Consider the following 21,862-nt stretch of genomic DNA (forward strand, 5'->3'; position numbering starts at 1 on the left):
ACATGGTATATGGAGAAAACGCACCCACTGTTTTTAGGGACAGGGGTTCAACACGCCCATAGCAATTTACATAAACTTTGTTACAATTCCGCGCCCTTATAACCCATCTTCCGATAACCCTTCACTCTTTTCTTGAACATCGTCATCAACATAGGGACCTGAAGGTCAATATAATCATATATTTTCACTTCTTCCTTATTCACATGACTTCGGTGCAATCTACCTGCGTATTGCTGCAAGGTGCCTGACCAAGATATGGGATGGACAAGAAACAAAGTATCCAATCTGGCATCATCAAAGCCTTCGCCAATCAGTTTTCCGGTTGCTATAACTACCCGTTCTTGATGGTCAGGGATAGATGCAATTTGTGCGCGAATCGCCTCTCTTTGCTTTTTTCCCATTCTGCCGCTGAGCATAATCACGTTTTTGGCGAAAGACTGTAGTCTTTCTGCAAAATATTCGGCATGAGCGGTCCGTTCAACCAGTAGCAGAGGAGAGCGGCCTTCATCCAGGCAGGTAAGCAAATCGTCAAAAATAAGTGTGTTACGCTCCTCGTTATCTACGAGCTGCTGATAGATGTTTTGAATACCCAAAGCTGCTTCCACCGGCTTGATTTGAAATGAAGTATAACGGGGGACTATCCTTAATGAGAATCCTCTGGAACTGCTCAAGGTTTTGGTGTCTATCTTCATTAGGACCGGTCCCAGCTGGAATCGTACGATTGCTTCTTGCCCGTCCTGACGTTTCGGAGTGGCAGTTAAGCCAAATACATACTTTGCTTTTACTTCTCTCAGAACCTGTTCGAAGCTATAGGCTGACACGTGGTGGCATTCATCGACAATGACTTGGCCGTACTCACTTACGAAGGGCTTAACAGTCCCTTTGTAGTTAAGACTCTGAATGACAGCAATATCGATGATACCGGTTCTTTTGTTTTTGCCGCCGCCGATTACACCGATAGCATGTTTAGGGACTTCGAGAAAGGTTTGCAAACGTTCCTGCCATTGTTCCATAAGCTCCCGGCGATGCACCAGAATAAGGGTGTTCGTCTTTCTTGAAGCGATGATGCAGGCTGCTACAACGGTTTTACCGAATGCGGTTGCCGCTGAGAGAACGCCTATATCTCGGTTTAGAACCGCTCTGGCTGCTGTATCCTGAAGAGTGGTCAGCGTACCGGTGAACTCTGCCTCTATCGAAGTTCCAGACGAACGTTGATCATCAAGGGATACTTTGACATGATTACGCTCGAAAAAGGATAGCAACGCCTGCAAGCATCCCCTTGGAAGAGCCACGTAACTCTCCAGATCTTCTGCGCATGAGATAACCCGGGGTTTACCATATGTAGAGAGCCGCATAGCTTGTGTTCTATAAAAATCGGGATTGGAGAACGAAGCCAATTTAATCAGAGCATAGATTGCACTTGAAGGGAGTCCAGGCTTAGGAATATAAAGGCGGTCTGAATGTAGAATCTGTATTTCAGCAGGCAAAGACTCCATCAAAATCTGTTCCTCCTGAACGCAGTTCTCCTGTACCCAAGCTAATCCACCCTCCTCATCGCTAGATGCTGCTATAAGACCGTCATTATTAAAAAGCCCGCGTTCCCCGTGCTTGTATATAAATTGCTTTACCTCGTCTTCGGTCATCTTGCCAAGCCCGGATAATATACTCCATTGGTCTGCGTAAGGCTCGAAGTGCTCATCAATAAAGGCGCTGTTTCCATGTTTACGAGGTCCACCTTGGAGGGGAAGGGCAATTAGATTGCCGAACCCGCCTTTTGGAAGCGTGTCTTGATTGGGAAACAGACGATCATAGGATTTGAGGCCGATTTGATATCTTTTTTTCATGGTTAAGCTCAGCAAAGTCATTCCAAATCTTCTGGCCGTAGCAGCTTCAATATTGTGACTGAAGAAAATCCAGATGTGACCGCCATTGCCGGAACGTGACCTTTCTAGTGCGGTCGGTATCCCATGATTTTTGCATATCTGCATTACGGCAGTCACGTCTTGCTTCCAATCATGTTTGTCAAAATCCATAGCCAGAAACCAGCAGGTTTCGTCCGGAAGCATTGGGTATATGCCAATGGTTCTGTCTTGCCGTGCATCTAAATGGGCTGAGAGGACTTCATTTGTAAGAGGCATGAAGCTCTGATGTTTGCATGCGGAACATTTCACTTTGGGTTTTTCGCAGACGGATGTCCACTCATTGGCGCAGGCGGGTGAGTATCCGGATTTGCCTTGTTTGTTGCTCCAACGAATCGGGTATACATCCTCTCTGCCGCGAAAATAACTTTTATACAGGGCAAGCTTGTCCCCTACGGTAGAGTACTGATGAATATTAGATTCTCCGATGGCTGATTCTTTGTTGATTCTTGCTAAAGGGTTGGAAGGAGACGCTATTTCATCATACGTAATTATATTATCGTTTATGGGAAGCTTCAGCAGATGTCTCAATCGGATAATTTCTTGCTTAAGTTCTTCGATATGCTCCAGAGCCGCGTTATATTTGTCCTCGATATTGTCCATTGATTGGTCCTCGTGTTTTACTTATATTATACCTTGTAAACTACAGAGTTATAGTCTTGGAAGTTATTACTCGAACAAGGAGATAATAATGCTGAAATTAAAAAATTCAACCCTAAGAATCTTACGAGAGAGGAACTAGAGGCTGAAATATTAAATTTGACTAAGAAACACCCAATCATTCAGGAGCATTTTTTTGCAATGTTATTTCCTGATAATGGGGAGGTCTTAGCCAAGTACAAGAAAATTATTGAGAATGAAAGTTGAATGTGGAGTGGACTTCACACTTTCATTTGGAGACATTGATCAAAAATTTTATCATACTATAGCAAGTATATATGAACAAGCCTTAAAGTATATTGTAGACAATCAATTAGAAGACAAGTTTATAGATCGATGCAACCGATTAATGCTGAGCAGTCAGGATATTGATTGGGGTTTTGGATTTGATATGGTGGATTTGTATAATGACTATTTGGGACACATGGATGAAGAAGAAGACCTTGAGTAGCCTATGCAGACGAATTAATTAACCGTAAGGAATGTGTTATAATATTATAAATAAAAACGGAAATCTGAGTGAGGTGCTATAATCATGCTGCCCCAAAGAGAAGAATTGCAACGGTTATTGAAAAAGGCCAATCAGCATGCAGTCGCAGAGGCCAAAAAGGCTGGAGCCTCCATCTATTATATAAAAGACGGCAAGCGAATACGTGAAGATGCCACTGGGCAAAAATTTGAGATTACTTACGATATAGCCGGAAATCGCACTGAGTTTGTAAGTCATGACTGAACGTGAGTCTGTAATGACTGTTTTCGCTGGCACCAATGGAGCTGGGAAAAGCACAATCAGCCTTCAAATGAGGGATTATGTCAGAACAATTATTGATCCTGACCAGATTGCCAAAAAGATAAACCCGGACGATCCCAGATCCGCCGATTTGTCTGCCGGACGAGAGGCTGTAAAGAAAATACGGGAATTAATCAGGCGTAAGGACAACTTCGCTATAGAAACAACCCTTTCAGGAAGTTTCGCTTTGCGGCATATGAAGACGGCTAAGGAACAGGGCTATAAAGTTGTCATATATTATATTGGTTTGCAGGATGTACAAATGCATATTGATCGGGTAGCTTCAAGAGTGGAACAGGGAGGGCACTGGATTGCCGAAAAAGATATCCGGTGGAGATATGGTCAATCTTTAAGTAACCTGAAGCCTGCTTTGGAGATTTCAGATGAAGTTACCATTATCGATAACACCAGTGAACCTGAGGTTGTGGCGGAGATAAAACGTTCACAGATCAGCTTTTGCAGACAAGAGATTCCTACGTGGGCTAGGGGAGCTTTGGAATTGTACTTACACTGATTCTAATGGGGCCAGCCCTGTAATAAGATGGTCCAGGTCAGGGCCCATTACGCCAAAGCAAGGGGATTTGAAACGCGTTTACTAAACAGCGTTTGCGTACACCACCAGCAGCGGCTCGCCCCGAATTGTGGCTCTGCACGTTCAAGCCTCGGCTCCATATGGAGAAACAGAAAAAGACACCCGGAAGGGCGGAAGGGTGTCTTTTTCATTCTACCATCTGTTTTGTTCTGTAAAGGGAGCCCATCCTCCTTAAGTGTCTTAATCCTCTCCCGCAGCCGCCAAGATTCGCTTGGCCAACTCATCCCCTCGCTGTTCCAGGATCTCGATGGAATGCAGTAAATCCGCTTGCTGCTGCCGTTGCTCCTTCGTCCAGGCTTTTTTGGGGGAGTCGTAGGTGTCCAAGGATTTCGCATCTGTCAAACTCGCGAAGAAAGGTTGAAGCCGGGAATGCATTTGCTCGTAGACGTCGGCCATTTCGCCTAGGTATTCGGTTAGGGAGGACGCCGGGAATGAAAGCATATATTTTAAATAGATAGCCGCACTTCTTCTGGAATCTGTGAGAGCCATTAGGCAAAAGTGGTTGACGCTGAGTCTTCGGGCAAAATCCTGCTGGTTCGCTATTTGATACCATTGTTCATCCAGCAATCCTTCCCGCCATGCTTGCAGGGCTTGATAACCCAGCTTATATCCTCTACTTTCCTCGGCATGCATCGAGTCTAATTTGACCTGAAGCGAAGCGTAGAGATTGTCCAGAGCGGATGGTTTGGCGACTTCGCCGTTAAAACGAATGAGGATGAAAGGCCATTGATCCACATTCAGGTATCCTTTGCTTATGTTCATGTACTCTTGAAATTCCGGGTCATCTTTATGATCTTCAAAGGTCTCATCGTCAAAATAACTGCGGCACAGCAAGGTTTCTCCACCGTTTAGATAGCCTGTGATGATTCCCCACTCGGGAGCAACCCGCAGATTAATGGCAATCGGCAAGTGGTGTTTTTTGATGCTTTCCTTGATGTGCTGCATTTCCAATTCGCGTTCTTTGGGTGCGATCCGGTCTGTCCAGCTGACCTGAAGGCCATAGGCTTTAAATGCCGGAGCGGCATAGTCGTAAGCTACCAGAGCATCCGCGGAGCTATAATCCCAAACGGGGGTAAAAGCGACTCTCCAGCACGCCCCGGACACGCCCATTACGGTTTCATAAGCGGTTTCCTGTCCCGTGGTTTTTAGTGAAAGATAAAGAGCGCCTGCCCATGAACAATCCATGCCTTGACCAAAACCCAGATGGCCGACATCCTGAACAATATAGCAATCATTCACGGAGTCACTTCTAAAAAGTTGCGTCCGGTCCGGGGTGTAATGGATCGTATCTCCTTCCGGGCAGCTTATGGCGTGTATGCCGGTGGCGTTTACATAAACAAGCAAAAGATAATCTTCACCCTGATTGTCGATAAGGCTTGGGAACAGCTCATGAGTTACGGTGAAACGCTCCCACTTAAAATATTGATAATGTTTCATTTTATTCATGACATTTTGATGCTTTCGCTCATTGCCGTATGCAGAAAATACAAATTCCAGTTCTCCAGAGGGTAAGCTGCAGCCCTCGCTATCGAGATTGATAACTAGCAGGTTATCCTGTAAAACATAAGTTGCATAGGTGCCCGAAGGGATCTGGTATTTGATAAGCAGCAGCTTTATCCGATTGCTTTGAATGCGATGGGGAAGGGCCTGATCATTCAGGAAAAATGTCAAATGATTGTCGATAACGAACTGGTTTACAAAATGAGTGACATCGTAGCTTTCACAACCATCAGTGTAGATGGCTTGGAGAATAACCAATTGTTGTGGCATCAAAATACGGTCGATCGATTGACGCAATATATGTGATAGTAAAGGAAGTGTAGAGGTTTCGGGCAAAGATTTTCCCGTTTCCCACTTGGAAACGGCTTGGGCGCTGATATTTAATTGTTCAGCCAATTGTTCTTGCGACAATTGTTTTTCTTTGCGAAGTATAGAAATCCGTTTCCCGACTGCGTCAGCACTTATCATTAATCACATCTCCTACGATTGGATTACGACGTCGTTGCTTTTATTATAGTAGCTCGAAAACGGCAATACCATTTATCCAAAGATGAGTGTAGCTGATATTCTGCAACTGCGGGTTGAGTGGTAGATACGTAGGGACTATGCGGTATAGCTGGAAGGTGAATTTTGGGTTACATATTCCTTCGGCGTTTATCGCAGAGGCCTAGCATTATTGGGAACGAAATAATTAGCGTTTGAAAGCGTTTGGAAAAGGCAATCAGGCATTCTAATTATCCGTTTCACCGTAATGGTGAAATGTTGTTTTGAGGTGGAATTTCAAATAATTATGAAGTGTAATTTCAATTGTACCTTATCTTATCATGAAGTCAGCGGCTTTAGGACGAGGAAAGGCGAAAGATGCTTATGATATTTATTTTTGTATTAAAAACTTTGAAGGAGGAGTGGACTCCCTAGCAGTGCTTTTTCATCCTTATCTTAATCACAGACTTGTTAAAGATATGCTGCAAAAGCGGCTCAATCTAAAAATTAGCGGTTGAACTTTTCAACCAGACGAACGGTGACGATTACATTCGATTAAAATGCCATCTTTGTAACACTTGCGATTGCGTGTAAAATAGTGTCGGCGTTGATAAGCCTTGATCCGATTATGCCGGCCTTCGACCGTTGCATTGGTCCAGCGGCATCGATGGTAGTTCACGATTTCGTCTTCCCAATTACGCACCGTTTTCAAGGTGCTTCGCACCGCATCATGGTCAATACACTCGCCTTGCTGACACCAACGGTTAAAGCCGAGGCTGGCGACATGGACATTTGGTGAATAATCATACCAGCGAGAGAACGCTTCTTTCCATTCCCAAACCTTGCGTAGTAGCGGAGAGAAGCTAAGTAGTAGGTCTAACTGGGCTTTGCTCTGTTCAGGCAGAAGATCAGCTGGCGGATTGAGCAGTCGATGATGACTTTTCAGGATGGCTTTAGCCCGAGGCGCAAGGGTGGACTGAACCGACTTGCGTACCGCCTGGACACTTTCAATGATATAACCGTGAACATGGAAACGATCGGCAATGCGGATGGCACGCGGAAAGCATTCGCTAATCCATGTGTGATACGCCTGAGCTAGATCCATAACCACCGCTTTGGGGTTCAGTGCCAGAAAGTCAGGATGCTGGCGGGCATAGGTCCGCAAGGCTTCAAGTTTGCGACCAGGCAGCAAGTCCAGCATGGTTTCGCCCCTAAGATTGTGAATGCCGGTATTGTAAGAGTGTCCCTTTTTAATTGCAAAGTCGTCGATACCCAGTACCAGACCCTCAGTGGTTTTGGCTTTGCGCCAAGCCTGCTCCGTGAGGCGTTCGCTCTCGGCAGGAAGGGCTTCCTGATGCATTCGCTGTACCGTACTGGCAGGCGCTTCTTGCATCCTTGCGCTATGCGCCGCAGTAGAGCCCAGGGCCTGCTCTACCGTTTGCAAGCGGAACAGGCGACTGTAACGCTGCTTAGGACCCACAAATTCATAAGACCAAACGAAGCCGACACTGCACCGTGAGCAGGCTAACCGAAGGGAGGGCACATGCAAGTAGCTCTTTCTGCCAAAGACCGCCAAATGCCGAATCTTCCGCAGTTTGTTGCGGCCATCACGCTTGACATATTGTTCCGAGTGACATACGGGACAGGGCTGTTTGTCGGTCGCAGGCGATGCCTCCAGATGAACTTGATGAGCGTCCATATAGACGATTTTATGAAGTTGTAGCTCTGGTAATCCGAGCATCTCATTGATATACTGGAGTGGCATCTGTCATTTCCTTTTGTTGTTTGGTGGGACTTACAACAATACAGGATTTGCAGATGTTTTTCCATTTTTAGCCTCGTTTCACGTTCGTATCGATTCGTCAACCGCTAATTTCGGTTTTGAGCCGCAAAAGCTAAAGGAGAAATTTGAATCTCCTGAGCATGCAGGTCCTGTGGATATTGTATCTTTTCTTGAAGTGTATGATGATGAAGAAATAGATATGGTTAAGCGAGATTCCTTTGAACAGGTTAATCGTCTACTTGGCTTGATCGGATAACATCAAAACTGTCACTACACTCGTAGAAGCTTATATGGCGTTATCTTCGGACAGGAGTGCGATTCCCCTTGGCTCCATAGGAAAAATATGAGAGTACCTTAATCGGTGCTCTCTTTTACTATACTTCTTACTTCTGATCATCCACCAAATCAATAATTTCGCGAATATCCCGAATTTTTAAGGCTTGTACAATTCTTTCAATATGGCTGAAGCTAATGCTTTCTCTTTTTCCGTTAGCCAGCTCGCTCAGTGCGGCATGTCGGACATCGGAGAGTCTGGATAACTCCCGTAGGGAAATTTTATGTGCCTGGTCAACTTTTTGTTTTTTATCTTGAACTATACGTATAGGCGTACCACCTATTGCTTTTAAATATGATAGGCTTATTCATACGGCAGTCTCATTCCCGACGAGAGGGTTATTTCCAATGATCCAAAATATCGCTCTTTAAGCAGACAAATATCCGAATCCATGGAAGCTTGGAAAAAGAAGCTCTCCGAAGATGATTTTAAAGACCTTGAGGCTTTGGCGGATTTATATCACCAGGTTCAAGGGATGGACATGGCCGCTTCGTTTACGTGCGGGTTCAAGCTTGGGGCGGCGATGATGATCGAAGTCTTAGCTGGGTCTAATGATCCGGCTTGGTGAACAAGAGGAACACAAGTTAAGGTGAAGATGCTTTGATATAAGTCATAAAATTACCGTTAAGGGCACCGGAAGAACGTGAAACTTGGTGTCTTTTTTACTTGCGTAAAGGTGCACGAGAAAGGCTAAACGAAGTTGTGCAAAACAGTTACTATCCCTCTAAAGGCAGCACTATCATTCTCCTTTCCTTCCTTAAAAATCCACCCCCTTAGGAGGAATATCCTTCCAATGTATCGAAGTTTCTTTCTAACACCCCTAACCACCTATATAAGCTAGCATCAGAAACTGAATAATTTTTGATTTCATAATATGCATCAGGGATAAAAGACAAAACGGTGCAAATTGACTCGTATGAATATAGAGATTCAACTGTGTGAGGTCACTTATCAGAAAGTCCTTTAAAGGAGTTGAACGAAATGAGTCATGAGGATAAAAATGAATTTTATGTAGATGAACAATTAAGACCTATGCAGCAGATAGAAGGGGGCGGGGGACCTAAGAAAGTCTATTTGCAAAATATGCCTAAGCCGGTAAGATATTTTGGGTATTTCTTTGTTATTGGTGTGCCTATTTTGTTGCTCGTATTAGTGATTATTAGTTTTTTTAAGTAAATTGTATAAAAAGTGAGATCAACAAGTGGGCTTTGCCGATTTTCTGCCGATGTGAATCCGTTAGTTTGAATATTCTGCTAAACTGTGTATAAATTAAGAACTAGTGTTCCTGTCCGTTGAGGGCTCCAAAGAAAGGATGTTATAATAAATTGCTCCAAAAAATACTAGAATTAATATATTAAGGTTAAATTGACTGATGTATTTCATTTTTACTCTTGAGGAGGAGAGAAGAAGTGAAACAACGGAAAATTAAGCTATTTCCTTATCGGATCGATGCGCAGGTTGAGCAGGTAAGCGAAATTCCGAAAGGTATCGAGATGATTCAGGCGCCGGCGATGTGGAACCAGACAAAGGGCAACGGCATTACGGTAGCCATTTTGGATACGGGCTGCGAGGCTTCGCATCCGGATTTGAAGGGGCGGGTCGTAGGCGGGCGGAATTTTACCGATGATGATAACAGCAACCCGGATGTATTCGTGGATTACAACGGGCATGGCACGCATGTAGCTGGCACGATTGCGGCCGTCAGCAATGGTACCGGTGTGGTCGGTGCGGCGCCGGAGGCAAATCTGCTGATCCTGAAGGTGCTGAACAAGGATGGCTCAGGCCAATATGAGTGGATTATCAATGGGATCAATTACGCAGTTGAGCAAAAGGCGGATATCATCTCCATGTCGCTCGGCGGACCGGAAGATGTGCCGGAAATGCATGCAGCGATCAAGCGGGCAGTGGCGGCGAATATTTTGGTAGTTTGCGCGGCGGGGAATGAAGGCGACGGCAATTACGCTACCGATGAATTCGGCTATCCCGGCTCCTACAACGAAGTCATCAGCGTGGGGGCCGTCGATTTGCAGCGGAACTCGGCCAATTTTACGAATTCGAACAATGAAGTGGACCTTGTCGCGCCGGGCGCGGGAATTCTATCAACCTACCTGAATAAAAGCTACGCGACGCTCAGCGGCACCTCCATGGCGACGCCGCACGTATCGGGTGCGATGGCACTGATCAAGCGGATCGCGAACGAGAGCTTCGGCCGTGGCCTGAATGAAACCGAGCTGTATGCGCAGCTGATCAAGCGGACGATCCCGCTTGGCAACTCGCCGCGGCTGGAAGGCAACGGACTGCTGTATTTAACGGCTCAGGAGGAACTGGCCAAAGTCTTTACGCCTGCTGTCGTCGCGAAGGTATTAAGTCCATGACGCGAATGATGCAGAAGCTGGCGCTTGAGCTTGACACGGCCAGGAAAATACACCTCGCGATGGCCGGCGAGCGTCCTTACTACGACGAAATACGGGATAACGAGCTGAAAAAAAGCTACTACAGCAGTGGCGCCATGAATAGAAATGAACTCCAGCAGCTCCTGGAGCGGACTCATGACCATCGGCTGCCTTACAAACCTTACCGCTATGTATATCCGTGGGTCGATCTGCAAGAGGATGAACAGCTGAAAAGCTTGTATTCAGGTCGGGGCATGTCCCCTCTTAAAGTAATTGAAGCGGATATCCGGCTGCTCGAAGCGGCGGCCCGTCAGGGCAAGGGTGCGAACGACACACCTTCGGAACCTGACGGCGTTGTGCAGAAAGGGCAGTCTGGGGCACAGCAGGATGTTTCCGCTGCGGAAGCGGAGGATGATGTGGGCCTGGCGGGCGAGGGTCTGCTGAACTGCGAGCATGTCGTGCCGCAGTCATGGTTCGGGAAGCAAGAACCGATGCGGGGCGACCTGCATCATCTGTTTGCCTGCGAGCCGGGATGTAACAGTCGGCGCGGGAATCATCCGTATTATGATTTTTTGGATTATACGCCGGAAGTGAGGACGCAGAATGTAATTGCGGGCTGCGGCAAGCAGGAGGACGACCGGTTTGAGCCTGAATACGGCAAAGGCATTGTTGCCCGCGCAACGCTCTATTTCCTGCTGCGCTATCCGGGTGTTATCGGCAGCAGCCATGTGGATGAAACGCTACTGCTGGAATGGCATCATAGGTTTCCGGTTTCGCTTTATGAAATGCACCGGAATTTGGCGATTTTCGAGCTGCAGGGCAATCGCAACCCGTTTATCGACTTTCCGGAGGCAGCAGAGCAGTGGGCGGGAAGCAAGCGGTGACTAGGTTTGTTTCAAACTACGGATTGGTATTCAACAATGATACACTGACAGCAAACTGCAAAACGCTTAACGGGAGCTTAGCTCCATATAAAAACCCGCTCCCGGAGCGGGTTTTTTAAGTTATACGTCAAAACCTTTAGTCCCCCAAAATAATCCAGCTTTTTTGGTCTTTGCCCATACAACAAAGCTTAGCGTGTGTTAGGAGAAGCAGGAATCTCACGGAATATGCGCATAACGATGTGCATGGAATTTCTAATGATAAATCATATTGACACATTCATTGATAATGATTATCATTACATCAACATTGATAATGATTATCATTTAGATAATCTCAGAAATACAGTGGAATAGGGGAGACTGGATAAAATGAAGAGGTCGTTAATTGTATTAAGTTGTTTCTTGTTATTAATGGTTCTTGTCGCCGGTTGCGGAGGGCAATCGGAGAATGCCGGTAATCAGCCGGAAGCTGCAAAGCCAGATGTTCGTATCATTAAACATGCTATGGGTGAAACAAAGATCGAGGGCACTCCTCAACGAATCGTGACTTTATACCAAGGCGCAACAGATGCAGCAGTAGCTTTAGGCATTGTACCTGTGGGTGCAGTGGAATCTTGGACCCAGCAGCCTATGTATGAATACTTAAGAGATGAGTTGAAGGATGCGGCTATTGTTGGTTTGGAGACTCAGCCAAACTTGGAGGAGATTGCCAAGCTAAAACCTGATTTGATTATCGCTTCCAAGCTTCGTAACGAAAAAGTGTACCAACAGCTTTCAGCAATCGCTCCTACAGTAACGCATGAAACGGTTTATAAATTTAAGGATACCGTTAAGTTGATCGGGCAAGCGGCCAATAAGGAAGAGAAGGCTGATGAACTGCTTGAACAATGGAATCAAAGAACGGCCGACTTTAAAGCTAAAATATCCGCAAAATTAGGCGCTGAATGGCCTGTTGAAGCTTCTGTGCTTAACTTCAGATCCGATCATGCCAGAATCTATGTTACAGGTTTTGCAGGCGATATTTTAAGTGAACTAGGTTTTGTACGTTCTGCAATTCAACAAAAAGCAGCGGATGAAGGAAATGTGGTGCTCAAGTTAACGGACAAGGAAAGCATTCCATCAATGAATGCGGATGTATTCTTTGTTTTTAATGCCGATGGGCACAGTCCTGATGCAGCGATGATACAAAAAACTTATGACGAATGGACAAATCATCCTTTGTGGAAGAACTTGGATGCCGTTAAAAAGGGTCAGGTAACGGTCGTTGACGAAGTGCCGTGGAATATGGGCGGCGGCTATATAGCTGCGAATACTATGCTGGATCAAATTTACGATTATTACAAATTGGAAAAATAAGCTTCAAGGAATAGGGGGATATCCCCCTATTTTTACATATTTAAATTCATCTTGAAAAGAGTGACTTTTATGGACCCGTTACTTCCCCGGACTTCACTTAAGATACTTGGCCTTTGGATCGGACTATGTATCTTAATGTTATCTTTTATGTCCAGTATGGTATTTGGCCAGACACCGACACCTATTAAAAAGGTAATCGAGGCATTTACACAATTTGATGAAACCTCAACGGAACATATCATCATTACGACTACTCGTCTTTCCAGGGCAGTCATTGCAGCAGTCATTGGAGCCAGTCTTGCCATTGCCGGTGCGCTGCTGCAGGCGCTAACAAGAAATCCGCTGGCTTCTCCAAGTATATTTGGAATCAATGCGGGTGCTTTATTTTTTGTAGTATTGGCTACAGTTTTGTTCTCAGTCAGTTCTCTTATTCATTTAATGTGGATGGCATTTCTGGGGGCAAGCCTGGCGTGCATCCTGGTTTTTTTGCTTGGTTCTCTTGGAAGAGATGGGTTATCACCGATTAAGATTGTATTGGCGGGAGCCGCACTAACTGCTCTATTTAGTTCATTCACTCAAGGTTTATTGGTTCTTAATGAACAGAGCTTAGAGGGCATTCTATTCTGGCTGGGGGGTTCTGTTTCGGGGAGATCCCTGGATATGCTTCAGCCGGTTTTGCCGTTTATGATAGGGGCAGGTGTTTTGTCTCTGTTTCTGGGGAATTCCATTAATATTTTAACTTCAGGGGAAGACATAGCTAAAGGATTGGGACAGCAGGTGATATTAGTTAAACTTTTAATGGGAACGGCTATTGTGATGTTAGCTGGAGGATCAGTTGCGGTGGGCGGTTTCATCGGATTTATAGGTTTAATTGTTCCTCATATTGTTCGTTTTCTTGTCGGTATCGATTATCGATGGATTATCCCTTACAGTGCCATTTACGGTGCCAGCTTATTATTATTGGCTGATGTAGGAGCAAGATTTGTCATAATGCCTGAGGAAATGCCGATTGGTGTGATGACAGCTATGCTTGGCGCTCCATTTTTCATCTATATGGCACGGAGGGGGGGCACTAAGTAATGAAGAAACATACGACGATACGCAATCGTTCAGGTACCATTTCTTTTTTAATTGATCATAAATCAGTTCTGGTTATCATCGGATTGTTTTGTGTATGGCTGTTATTAGTTGTTATAGGTTTATCCGTTGGGAGCACCCTGATCAATCCTTTGGAAGTCATTCAACATCTTCTGGGGATGGGAAATGAGGAGCATGCTTTTGTTATTGAGACGCTTAGACTCCCTAGAATCGTTCTTTCATTTCTTGTAGGAATTTCCTTGGGTGTTTCGGGACTAATTTTACAAGGGATTGTACGAAATCCGCTGGCATCTCCCGATATTATCGGAATAACTGGCGGAGCGGCAGTAGCTGCCATTTTGGTGATTACCTTCTTTTCAGAGCTAAGTATTCATTGGATACCGGTAGCAGCAATAGTAGGCGCTGGATTGACTTCTCTCATGATTTATTTTTTGGCTTGGAAAAAGGGGGTTACCCCCATTCGGCTTGTACTGATTGGAATTGGAGTCCAGGCGGCAACGGGTGGAATTGTAACGATGATGATCGTTTTAAGCCCTTCCTACTCTACGAGTGAAGCGTATATTTGGATGACCGGGAGTGTCTATGGAGCGAATTGGAACAATGTTAAATCAATGCTGCCTTGGGTATTGGTATTTGTTCCGCTTTCATTGATCTTGTCCCGAAAAGTAAATGTACAGGAACTGGGAGATGAAGTGGCTCTTGGATTAGGGACAAAGGTGCAAACGGATCGCTTTATATTGCTCTTTGTTAGTGTAGCTTTAGCCGGTTCTGCCGTAGCATTTGCAGGCGGGATAGGCTTCGTCGGATTGATTGCGCCTCATATCGCAAGAAAACTGGTGGGCCGGTCATTTGCCAGTTTGGTGCCTGTGTCGGCTCTTATTGGAGGACTCATCGTGGTTTTGGCCGATGTTGTTGCCAGAACAGCTTTTCTCCCGCTCGATTTGCCTGCCGGAGTTTTTGTGTCGGGGATAGGAGCTCCGTTTTTTATATTTTTGCTGTATCGCAATCGCCATGTTTAAGAAGGAGTGAAGACGAAAATGACTGCTTTGGAAACGAAGGATTTAACATTGGCATATAGAGAAAAACCGATTATAAACGACTTGAATTTAAAACTGCCCAAAGGTGAAATCACTGTATTTGTTGGCAGCAACGGTTGCGGCAAGTCTACGCTGCTTCGATCCTTGGCTCGTTTATTGAAGCCGCTAAGGGGCGCGATCGTGTTGGACGGACAGAAGATCTCCTCCATGCCAACCAAAGAAGTGGCCAAGCGATTGGCTATTCTCCCCCAAGGGCCTATTGCGCCGGAGGGATTAACCGTGCATCAGCTCGTTAGGCAAGGGCGGTATCCGCATCAGAATTGGCTGAAACAGTGGTCTCAAGAGGATGAGCAGAAAGTACAGAAGGCATTGGAGGATACAAATTTAACAGCCTTCGCCGATCGTTCCGTTGATTCGCTGTCGGGGGGACAGCGGCAGAGAGCCTGGATTGCGATGACCCTTGCACAAGAAACCGACATCATTTTGCTGGATGAGCCTACAACCTATTTGGATATGACGCATCAAATCGAAATCTTAGACCTGCTGTATGATCTGAATGAGGAGGAACACCGGACGATCATCATGGTTCTACACGACTTGAATCTGGCTTGCCGATATGCTCATAACATTGTAGCTATTAAGGATCAGCAAGTGTATGCACAAGGTCAGCCGGAACATGTGATTACAGAAGCGCTGGTCAAAGATGTGTTTCAATTAAATTGTGAAATCGTGCAGGATCCTCTTTACGGATCGCCTATGTGCATCCCTCATGGCAAAGGCAGAATAAAAAAATCCAATGAGTCTATTGAACCTCAGAGAAACTTTTATTAAGTAAGGAACAGAAAAAGACACCGAGATGAGTGTCTTTTTCGCAAATAAAGGTTAGGCAACGATGTGATCACGCCGTATGCTCAATTAGCAATTGAGCGGTCTCGCGGGCATGCTGCGCCGCATGAAGATCGGTCTGCAGCATGGCAATCGTAATAGCGCCTTCCACGAGCAAGTACAGTCCGTTGGTCAAGGCGTCGGGCTTTGCGGCTCCGGCCTCTTTTACCAGTGTCCCGAGAAAATCCCGCATGTAGGTCTTATACTGCTGAGCCGCCTCATAGTAAGGGTGGGAGTGTTCCGCATACTCCGAGGCCGTCTTGATAAACGCGCACCCGTTGAAGTTCGGTTCCACAAACCATTCGCCCAGCACGTCGAATACGGCGAGCAGTTTTTCTATGGGAGTTGCCCCCCGCTTGTTGACGCTGCGCTCGAACCATTCCCGCCATTGCTCATCCTGTCGCATCAGATAGGCCAAGACCAGCTCTTCCTTGGATGGAAAATGGTTATACAGTGTCATTTTGGCTACTTGCGACTCGGCGACGACTTGGTCTACACCGGTTGCGCGGATTCCTTGTTTATTGAAAAGGTCGGAGGCAACTTGGAGAATATGTTCTTTTTTGCTTTTTCTCATGCTGCTGTGTCCTCCATTCTGGGATTTGATACAAATTATACAGGTCAGTCTAATTATAGTCCGTTTCATGCTGATTCGCAAACTTATGACTATATAAGCTGAACTTAAGATTTTCCCATCAGATACCAGTCGCAACTACGAGGAACGTTTGGACTTCCGGCCGCTGTTGTCTCCAGATTTCTTGATTCAATCCACTCTTCGCGGTTGAAATCTGGAGACAAAGGCGATCGCTATCGCTCCTACAGTTCCAAACTTCCCCTTCGTTACTCCTTACCCTGATGTCATTTTTTCAAGTTCATCTTATATAAATAAAAAAATCAAAAAAAGGACTTGAAAATAGACAGACCTGTATGTATAATAACAATTGTCGATGCGGATCGTTAGAGATGTTGCCGCACTTAATATATACAGACCTGTATGTATAAAATTTATGATGAGGTGAGATTAATGAGTGTTAAACACAGGTATGCAGCGGTTGATGGCATTAATATTTTTTATCGTGAGGCTGGAGATGAGGAGCATCCGACGATTCTGCTGCTTCACGGCTTTCCTTCCTCGTCCCACATGTACCGTAACTTGATTGTGCGGCTCGCGGATCAATACCACATCATTGCCCCTGACTATCCCGGCTTTGGCAACAGCGATCAGCCGTCTGTGTCTGAGTTTGAATACACCTTTGATAATCTTGCGAAGTTGATGAATTCCTTTGTGGAACAGCTCAACTTGCAAAAATACAGCATCTACGTCCACGACTACGGCGCGCCCGTCGGCTTCCGGCTCGCGGTAATGCATCCCGAACGAATTGAGGCCATCATCTCGCAAAATGGCAACGCCTATGAAGAAGGGCTATTGTCCGCGTGGGACCCGATCCGGGCCTATTGGCAGAATCCCGCCGATGAGACGAATCGAAACAACATCCTCGGCTTGCTGACGCCTGAAATCACGAAATATCAATATGTGAACGGCACCCGGAATCCTGAGGCGATCAGCCCGGATACGTGGAATGTAGATCAATTCGTGCTGGATCGCCCCGGCAACAGCGACATCCAGCTGGCGCTCTTTTATGATTACCAGAACAATTTGAAGCAGTATCCGAGCTGGCATGAATTTTTCCGTACCTATCAACCGCCGGCGCTGGTGGCCTGGGGGAAAAACGATATTTTCTTCGGCCCGGACGGTGCACTCGCTTACCAACAGGATTTGGACGATGTTGAAGTTCATCTGCTCAATACCGGGCATTTTCCGCTCGAAGAGGATTTGGATGTCAGCGTCAGCTTGATCAAGCATTTTTTGGAAGAAAGATTGATGAATAACTAGAGGGGGACTAACCAATGAATGCTCAAGGAAAAGCAGCAGGAAAAGTAGTCGTAATTACGGGCGGCAGCAGCGGGATCGGGAAAGCAACGGCCATAGAATTCGTGAAACAGGGAGCGAACGTCGTCATCAATGGCCGCCGCGAACAGGCGCTGGCTGAGGCTGCGAGGGAAATCGACCCAACCGGAAAGCATGTGCTAAGTGTAGCTGGCGATATTGCGGACCCTGAAACGGCCGGGCGCGTGATTGCCGAAGGGTTGGCCCGTTTTGGACGTATCGACACGCTGATCAACAATGCCGGGGTCTTTGTGGCCAAGCCGTTCACGGAATACTCCGAAGCGGATTTTGCCTCGGTCATGTCGATCAATGTCGCAGGCTTCTTTCATGTCACTCAAAGTGCGGTAACCGAGATGCTGAAGCAGGGCTCGGGCCACATCGTTAACATTACGACCAGCCTGGTTGACCAGCCGATCGCTGGGGTGCCGGCCGTACTCGCCTCCTTGACCAAAGGCGGTCTGAACTCCGCGACAAAAGAGCTGGCGATCGAGTATGCGGCTAATGGCATTCGCGTAAATGCGGTCTCGCCGGGGGTCATCAAAACGCCGATGCATCCGGTGGAAGCTCATGATTTTCTGAATAAGCTGCATCCTGTGGGCCGTATGGGCGAGGTTCAAGAGATCGTCGAAGCGATCCTGTATCTGGACTCGGCCAGCTTCGTGACCGGAGAGATTCTTCACGTCGATGGCGGCCAAAACGCCGGACACTGGTGAAATCTGAAACAGGAGGAGAATGAACATGCCTATCGTGACCATTCAGGTGACCCGTGAGGGTACCGCGCCGGACCGGCAGTCGGTTACAGCCGAAGAAAAGGCCGCGCTCATCAAGGGCGCCAGCGAGCTTTTGCTTAATGTGCTGAACAAGCCGCTTGACTCCACCTACGTCATTATCGAAGAGGTTGAGCCGGAGAATTGGGGATGGGGCGGGCTGCCCGCCCTGGAATACCGGCGGCAGCGCGCCGCCAAGACAACTTAACTTTTGCCAATCCTATTTAACGGGCTGCAGCTCGCAGGCAATTGGCGGGCTAGCCATCCCGATAATATAAAAACAAACCCAGTGCCGTCATGGTACTGGGTTTGCTGTGTGCTCATATTCCCTGATATAGCGAATCCTGGAGCTGCTTGACATCGCTTTTAGGAGGCAGGCCGAACATACGTGTATACTCGCGGCTGAACTGGGAAGGGCTTTCGTAACCGACTTTGTAGGCGGCGTGCGTCGCATCCATGGATTCGGAGATGAGCAGGCGGCGGGCCTCCTGCAAGCGAAGCTGCTTCTGGTATTGGATCGGACTCATGGCCGTCACCTTTTTAAAATATTGATGAAGCGAAGAGGGACTCATGTTGACCTCCTTGGCCAGATCTTCAATCCGCAGAGGCTGATCATAGCCGGAGTGGATAAGCTGGATGACTCTGGCCACGCATTGCGCATGGCTGCCGATGACGGCGAATTGTCTGACGAGATCACCCTGTTCATCCTGCAGAACCCGATACAGAATTTCACGGATGATCAGCGGCGCAATCACAGGAATATCCTGCGGCATTTCCAGCAGGCGAACCAATCTTATAATGGCGTCAAGCAGCAGCGGCTTGGTTTTGCTGACCGAAATTCCACGTCCGGAGTTGATTTTTCCGCGCCATGCCGAGCTTGTTTCTTTCATCATATCGAGAACCTGATCGGTGCTTATGCCAAGCTGGATGCCTAGAAAGGGAGAATCCTCGGAAGCCTGAATAATCTGGCCGCACACCGGAAGATGCACGGAGGCAATCATGTAGGATGCCGGATCGTATTGAAAGGTTTCCTGCGCCAGTGCAACAAATTTCGACCCCTGCGCGATCACGCATAAAGATGGCTCATGGACGGTATGCAGCGGTTCGGACACGGTCGACGTGCGAATCAAACGCAAGGATGGAATGGCTGTCGGATGCGTTCCGTCTGTATGCACCAGCCGATCGATGCATCTCGCCAGTTCCTGCTGCTTCTCTTTTACCTCGCTATCTGTCTCCTGCACGCTCATTCACATCCTCTTTTCTATTTAGGTATCGTTCGTAACTTCGAGGAATGTTTGGACTTCCGGCCGCTGTTGTCTCCAGATTTCTTAATTGAAACCGCTATTCGCGGATGAAATCCGGAGACAAAGGCGATCGCTGTCGCTCCTACAGTTCCAAACTTCCCCTTCGTTACTCCTTAACCTGATGTCGTTTTTTCGAATTAAACTTATACAATTATATTGAATCGTGAAGGAATAGGCAATAAATAACGAGTATTATGCTACGGAACATGAGGTTATTTCTTTTATAATTAAGGTGTAATTGGACGCTGAACAAACGTTGCAGGTTTTAGATCATATAGCATCAGGCAAATATTATCCGGAAGGAGCAGCGAATATCGACGATGAAAACCCTGTTCGATGAGACCCGCATTAACGGCATCAAACTGAAAAACCGGCTGATCCGGTCCGCTACTCATGAGGGGTTGGCGGATAAGTCCGGTCACCTGACGGATGAAGTCCTGAAGGTATATCAAGATCTCGCCGAGGGAGGCGTCGGTCTGATTATTACGGGGGTTGCTTATATTACCGAAGACTCGAAGTATTTGCACGGAATGATGGGGTTCTACGATGACTCTCTTATTCCGGAGTACCGGAAAATGACGGATGTCGCGCATGACAATGACTGCCCGATCATCATACAGCTTGCGTATGCCGCCAAAGACGGTGAAATGTGGACGGCGGATGCCCCGTCGAACGAAGAAATCAAAGCTATTGTTGAGCCCTTTGGGGAGAGTGCCCTGCGAGCGAAACGGGCCGGCTTTGACGGTGTGCAAATTCATGCAGGCCACAGGTATTTTCTAAGCCAGCTTCTTAGTCCAAGCAAGAACGGTCGGCAGGATGAATACGGCGGGAGCCTGGAGAACAGATCGAGACTGATTATAGAGATTTACGATGAAATAAGGAGACGGGCGGGCGAAGACTTCGGTGTGTTTATCAAGCTGAACAGTACCGATTTGGATGGTGACGATGAGGTGTTCACGTCATGCCGATATTTGTGCAAGCAGCTCGCTGACCGAGGCATAGACGGAATTGAAATCAGCGGGGGATACGGTCCGTTCATGCCAGGCCGAGCGTTTCCCTACAAGGAATCCGTGCTTCGAGACGATGCGGTGCTCATTGCTAAGGATGTTCAGGTTCCCGTTATATTGGTTGGGCTGAACCGAACACCGGCCGTGATGGAAGAAATACTGGGTACGACGGACATCGAATATTTTGCCATCTCGCGGCCCCTGATCCATCAGCCGGATCTTCCAAATCTGTGGCGGGAGCAGGCCAGCCAGCATACTTGAACATATCAATGGAAAGGATGTCGATCCTATGAACAAAATTACGGATACCGTAACGCTCCATAACGGCGTCAAAATGCCGCGGCTGGGGTTTGGCGTATATCAGGTTGAGGACGGTCGCCAGGTGGAGCAGTCGGTGCTGTCCGCACTGCGCGCGGGCTATCGAAGCATCGACACGGCAGAAGCCTATTTTAATGAAGACGGAGTGGGAAGAGCGATTAGGGCAAGCGGCGTACCTCGGGAAGAGCTATTCGTCACGACAAAAGTCTGGAATACCAACCAGGGCTACGAAACGACGCTTCAAGCGTTTGAGAACAGCAGAAAAAGGCTCGGTCTTGAGTATATTGATCTCTATCTGATCCACTGGCCCGCGAGAGGAAAGTATCTGGAAGCCTGGAGGGCTTTTGAAAAATTATACCGGGAAGGCTATGTGCGCGCCATCGGGGTGTGCAACTGCCATGAGCAGCATTTAAACGTGATTATGCAAAATTATGAGACCGTGCCGATGGTCAATCAGGTGGAGTTGCATCCGCTGCTGTCGCAGGAACGGCTGCGCGCTTTTTGCCGGGACAACGGCATTCAAATCGAGGCCTGGGCCCCGCTGATCCGGGGGCAGTTAAACATCCCCGTGCTGTGGGAACTGGGAAGAAAATACGGCAAGACGCCTGCGCAAATTGTTCTCCGCTGGGATTTGCAGCACGGAATCATCACCATTCCCAAGTCGGTTCATGACAGCCGGATTCGGGAGAATGCCGACATTTTTGATTTTGAACTTGCCGAGGAAGATATGAGAGCCATCGATGCGTTAAACCGTAATGCCCGCTGGGGGCCGGACCCCGACAACTTCAACTTTTGAGGCAATGGGAA

23 protein-coding genes are annotated in these 21,862 nt (G+C 47.1%); 17 read left to right on the forward strand and 6 right to left on the reverse strand.

What is annotated here, in order from left to right; translation table 11 throughout:
• Positions 1-80: 80 nt before the first annotated feature.
• The gene (locus tag PDUR_RS01000; RefSeq protein WP_042204687.1) at positions 81-2,522 is read right to left on the reverse strand and encodes a TOTE conflict system archaeo-eukaryotic primase domain-containing protein; all 2,442 of its coding nucleotides are present in this window, start codon (positions 2,520-2,522) and stop codon (positions 81-83) included.
• Positions 2,523-2,775: 253 nt separating this feature from the next.
• Here PDUR_RS01000 and PDUR_RS01005 point away from each other — a divergent pair, with 253 nt between their 5' ends.
• The 3 genes from PDUR_RS01005 (at position 2,776) to PDUR_RS01015 (ending at position 3,883) form a co-directional block, all read left to right on the forward strand.
• Positions 2,776-3,030, forward strand: coding sequence for a hypothetical protein (locus tag PDUR_RS01005; protein ID WP_052409888.1), 255 nt, complete (start codon positions 2,776-2,778; stop codon positions 3,028-3,030).
• A gap of 84 nt (positions 3,031-3,114) precedes the next feature.
• Positions 3,115-3,312: a hypothetical protein gene (locus PDUR_RS01010; RefSeq protein ID WP_042204688.1), complete on the forward strand. Its 198-nt coding sequence runs from the start codon at positions 3,115-3,117 to the stop codon at positions 3,310-3,312.
• Positions 3,305-3,883: an ATPase gene (locus PDUR_RS01015; protein ID WP_042204689.1), complete on the forward strand. Its 579-nt coding sequence runs from the start codon at positions 3,305-3,307 to the stop codon at positions 3,881-3,883. Before PDUR_RS01010 ends, PDUR_RS01015 begins: the two co-directional genes overlap by 8 nt.
• 258 nt (positions 3,884-4,141) lie before the next feature.
• On the opposite strand, the gene PDUR_RS26955 is transcribed toward PDUR_RS01015, so the two are convergent.
• Together PDUR_RS26955 and PDUR_RS01025 are read right to left on the reverse strand one after the other, a co-directional pair.
• Positions 4,142-5,929, reverse strand: a complete 1,788-nt coding sequence (locus tag PDUR_RS26955; RefSeq protein ID WP_052409889.1) for a helix-turn-helix domain-containing protein — start codon at positions 5,927-5,929, stop codon at positions 4,142-4,144.
• Between the two features lie 538 nt (positions 5,930-6,467).
• Positions 6,468-7,709, reverse strand: coding sequence for an ISL3 family transposase (locus PDUR_RS01025; RefSeq protein ID WP_042204690.1), 1,242 nt, complete (start codon positions 7,707-7,709; stop codon positions 6,468-6,470).
• Between PDUR_RS01025 and PDUR_RS01030 the strand changes: the two genes are divergently transcribed.
• Entirely contained in the window at positions 7,690-7,983 is a 294-nt protein-coding gene (locus PDUR_RS01030) for a hypothetical protein (RefSeq protein WP_156130232.1), read from the forward strand. The genes PDUR_RS01025 and PDUR_RS01030 overlap by 20 nt on opposite strands.
• A 127-nt stretch (positions 7,984-8,110) precedes the next feature.
• Here the strand turns inward: PDUR_RS01030 and PDUR_RS27665 are convergent, their stop codons facing one another.
• The gene (locus PDUR_RS27665) at positions 8,111-8,329 is read right to left on the reverse strand and encodes a helix-turn-helix domain-containing protein (RefSeq protein WP_081949728.1); all 219 of its coding nucleotides are present in this window, start codon (positions 8,327-8,329) and stop codon (positions 8,111-8,113) included.
• 54 nt (positions 8,330-8,383) lie between these two features.
• On the opposite strand from PDUR_RS27665, the gene PDUR_RS01035 reads away from it, so the two are divergent.
• From PDUR_RS01035 to PDUR_RS01070, 8 genes are all read left to right on the forward strand, one after another.
• Positions 8,384-8,629, forward strand: a complete 246-nt coding sequence (locus tag PDUR_RS01035) for a DUF6809 family protein (RefSeq protein WP_042204692.1) — start codon at positions 8,384-8,386, stop codon at positions 8,627-8,629.
• A gap of 413 nt (positions 8,630-9,042) precedes the next feature.
• The gene (locus PDUR_RS01040; protein WP_052409890.1) at positions 9,043-9,237 is read left to right on the forward strand and encodes a hypothetical protein; all 195 of its coding nucleotides are present in this window, start codon (positions 9,043-9,045) and stop codon (positions 9,235-9,237) included.
• Between the two features lie 233 nt (positions 9,238-9,470).
• Positions 9,471-10,436 (forward strand): S8 family peptidase, encoded by a 966-nt coding sequence (locus PDUR_RS01045; RefSeq protein WP_042204693.1) that lies wholly within the window; start codon positions 9,471-9,473, stop codon positions 10,434-10,436.
• The gene (locus PDUR_RS01050; RefSeq protein ID WP_233277455.1) at positions 10,433-11,338 is read left to right on the forward strand and encodes an endonuclease I family protein; all 906 of its coding nucleotides are present in this window, start codon (positions 10,433-10,435) and stop codon (positions 11,336-11,338) included. Before PDUR_RS01045 ends, PDUR_RS01050 begins: the two co-directional genes overlap by 4 nt.
• A 360-nt stretch (positions 11,339-11,698) precedes the next feature.
• Positions 11,699-12,694, forward strand: a complete 996-nt coding sequence (locus PDUR_RS01055) for an ABC transporter substrate-binding protein (RefSeq protein WP_179945189.1) — start codon at positions 11,699-11,701, stop codon at positions 12,692-12,694.
• Positions 12,695-12,763: 69 nt separating this feature from the next.
• Positions 12,764-13,774 carry a FecCD family ABC transporter permease gene (locus tag PDUR_RS01060; RefSeq protein WP_042204695.1) on the forward strand — a complete coding sequence of 337 codons (1,011 nt, stop codon included), beginning with the start codon at positions 12,764-12,766 and terminating at the stop codon, positions 13,772-13,774.
• On the forward strand, positions 13,774-14,811 hold the full coding sequence (locus tag PDUR_RS01065; protein WP_042204696.1) for a FecCD family ABC transporter permease: 1,038 nt from the start codon (positions 13,774-13,776) through the stop codon (positions 14,809-14,811). Before PDUR_RS01060 ends, PDUR_RS01065 begins: the two co-directional genes overlap by 1 nt.
• 18 nt (positions 14,812-14,829) lie before the next feature.
• Positions 14,830-15,660, forward strand: coding sequence for an ABC transporter ATP-binding protein (locus tag PDUR_RS01070; RefSeq protein ID WP_042204697.1), 831 nt, complete (start codon positions 14,830-14,832; stop codon positions 15,658-15,660).
• Between the two features lie 67 nt (positions 15,661-15,727).
• On the opposite strand, the gene PDUR_RS01075 is transcribed toward PDUR_RS01070, so the two are convergent.
• Positions 15,728-16,288, reverse strand: a complete 561-nt coding sequence (locus tag PDUR_RS01075) for a TetR/AcrR family transcriptional regulator (RefSeq protein WP_042204698.1) — start codon at positions 16,286-16,288, stop codon at positions 15,728-15,730.
• A 447-nt stretch (positions 16,289-16,735) separates the two neighbouring features.
• On the opposite strand from PDUR_RS01075, the gene PDUR_RS01080 reads away from it, so the two are divergent.
• The 3 genes from PDUR_RS01080 to PDUR_RS01090 are packed head-to-tail and all read left to right on the forward strand — an operon-like array spanning position 16,736 to position 18,634.
• A complete protein-coding gene (locus tag PDUR_RS01080) occupies positions 16,736-17,605 on the forward strand; it encodes an alpha/beta fold hydrolase (protein ID WP_042204699.1) in 870 nt (289 codons plus the stop codon).
• A 14-nt stretch (positions 17,606-17,619) separates the two neighbouring features.
• The gene (locus PDUR_RS01085) at positions 17,620-18,372 is read left to right on the forward strand and encodes an SDR family NAD(P)-dependent oxidoreductase (RefSeq protein WP_042204700.1); all 753 of its coding nucleotides are present in this window, start codon (positions 17,620-17,622) and stop codon (positions 18,370-18,372) included.
• A 25-nt stretch (positions 18,373-18,397) separates the two neighbouring features.
• Entirely contained in the window at positions 18,398-18,634 is a 237-nt protein-coding gene (locus tag PDUR_RS01090) for a tautomerase family protein (protein WP_025697470.1), read from the forward strand.
• Positions 18,635-18,746: 112 nt separating this feature from the next.
• Here the strand turns inward: PDUR_RS01090 and PDUR_RS01095 are convergent, their stop codons facing one another.
• The gene (locus PDUR_RS01095) at positions 18,747-19,673 is read right to left on the reverse strand and encodes an AraC family transcriptional regulator (RefSeq protein ID WP_042204702.1); all 927 of its coding nucleotides are present in this window, start codon (positions 19,671-19,673) and stop codon (positions 18,747-18,749) included.
• Between the two features lie 377 nt (positions 19,674-20,050).
• Between PDUR_RS01095 and PDUR_RS01100 the strand changes: the two genes are divergently transcribed.
• Together PDUR_RS01100 and PDUR_RS01105 are read left to right on the forward strand one after the other, a co-directional pair.
• Complete coding sequence (locus tag PDUR_RS01100; RefSeq protein ID WP_042204703.1) at positions 20,051-20,998, forward strand: NADH:flavin oxidoreductase; 948 nt, start codon at positions 20,051-20,053, stop codon at positions 20,996-20,998.
• A gap of 28 nt (positions 20,999-21,026) precedes the next feature.
• Complete coding sequence (locus PDUR_RS01105) at positions 21,027-21,851, forward strand: aldo/keto reductase (protein WP_042204704.1); 825 nt, start codon at positions 21,027-21,029, stop codon at positions 21,849-21,851.
• The last annotated feature ends 11 nt before the right edge of the window (positions 21,852-21,862 follow it).

It is taken from the genome of Paenibacillus durus, assembly GCF_000756615.1.
Taxonomy (GTDB): Bacteria; Bacillota; Bacilli; order Paenibacillales; family Paenibacillaceae; genus Paenibacillus_AQ; species Paenibacillus_AQ durus.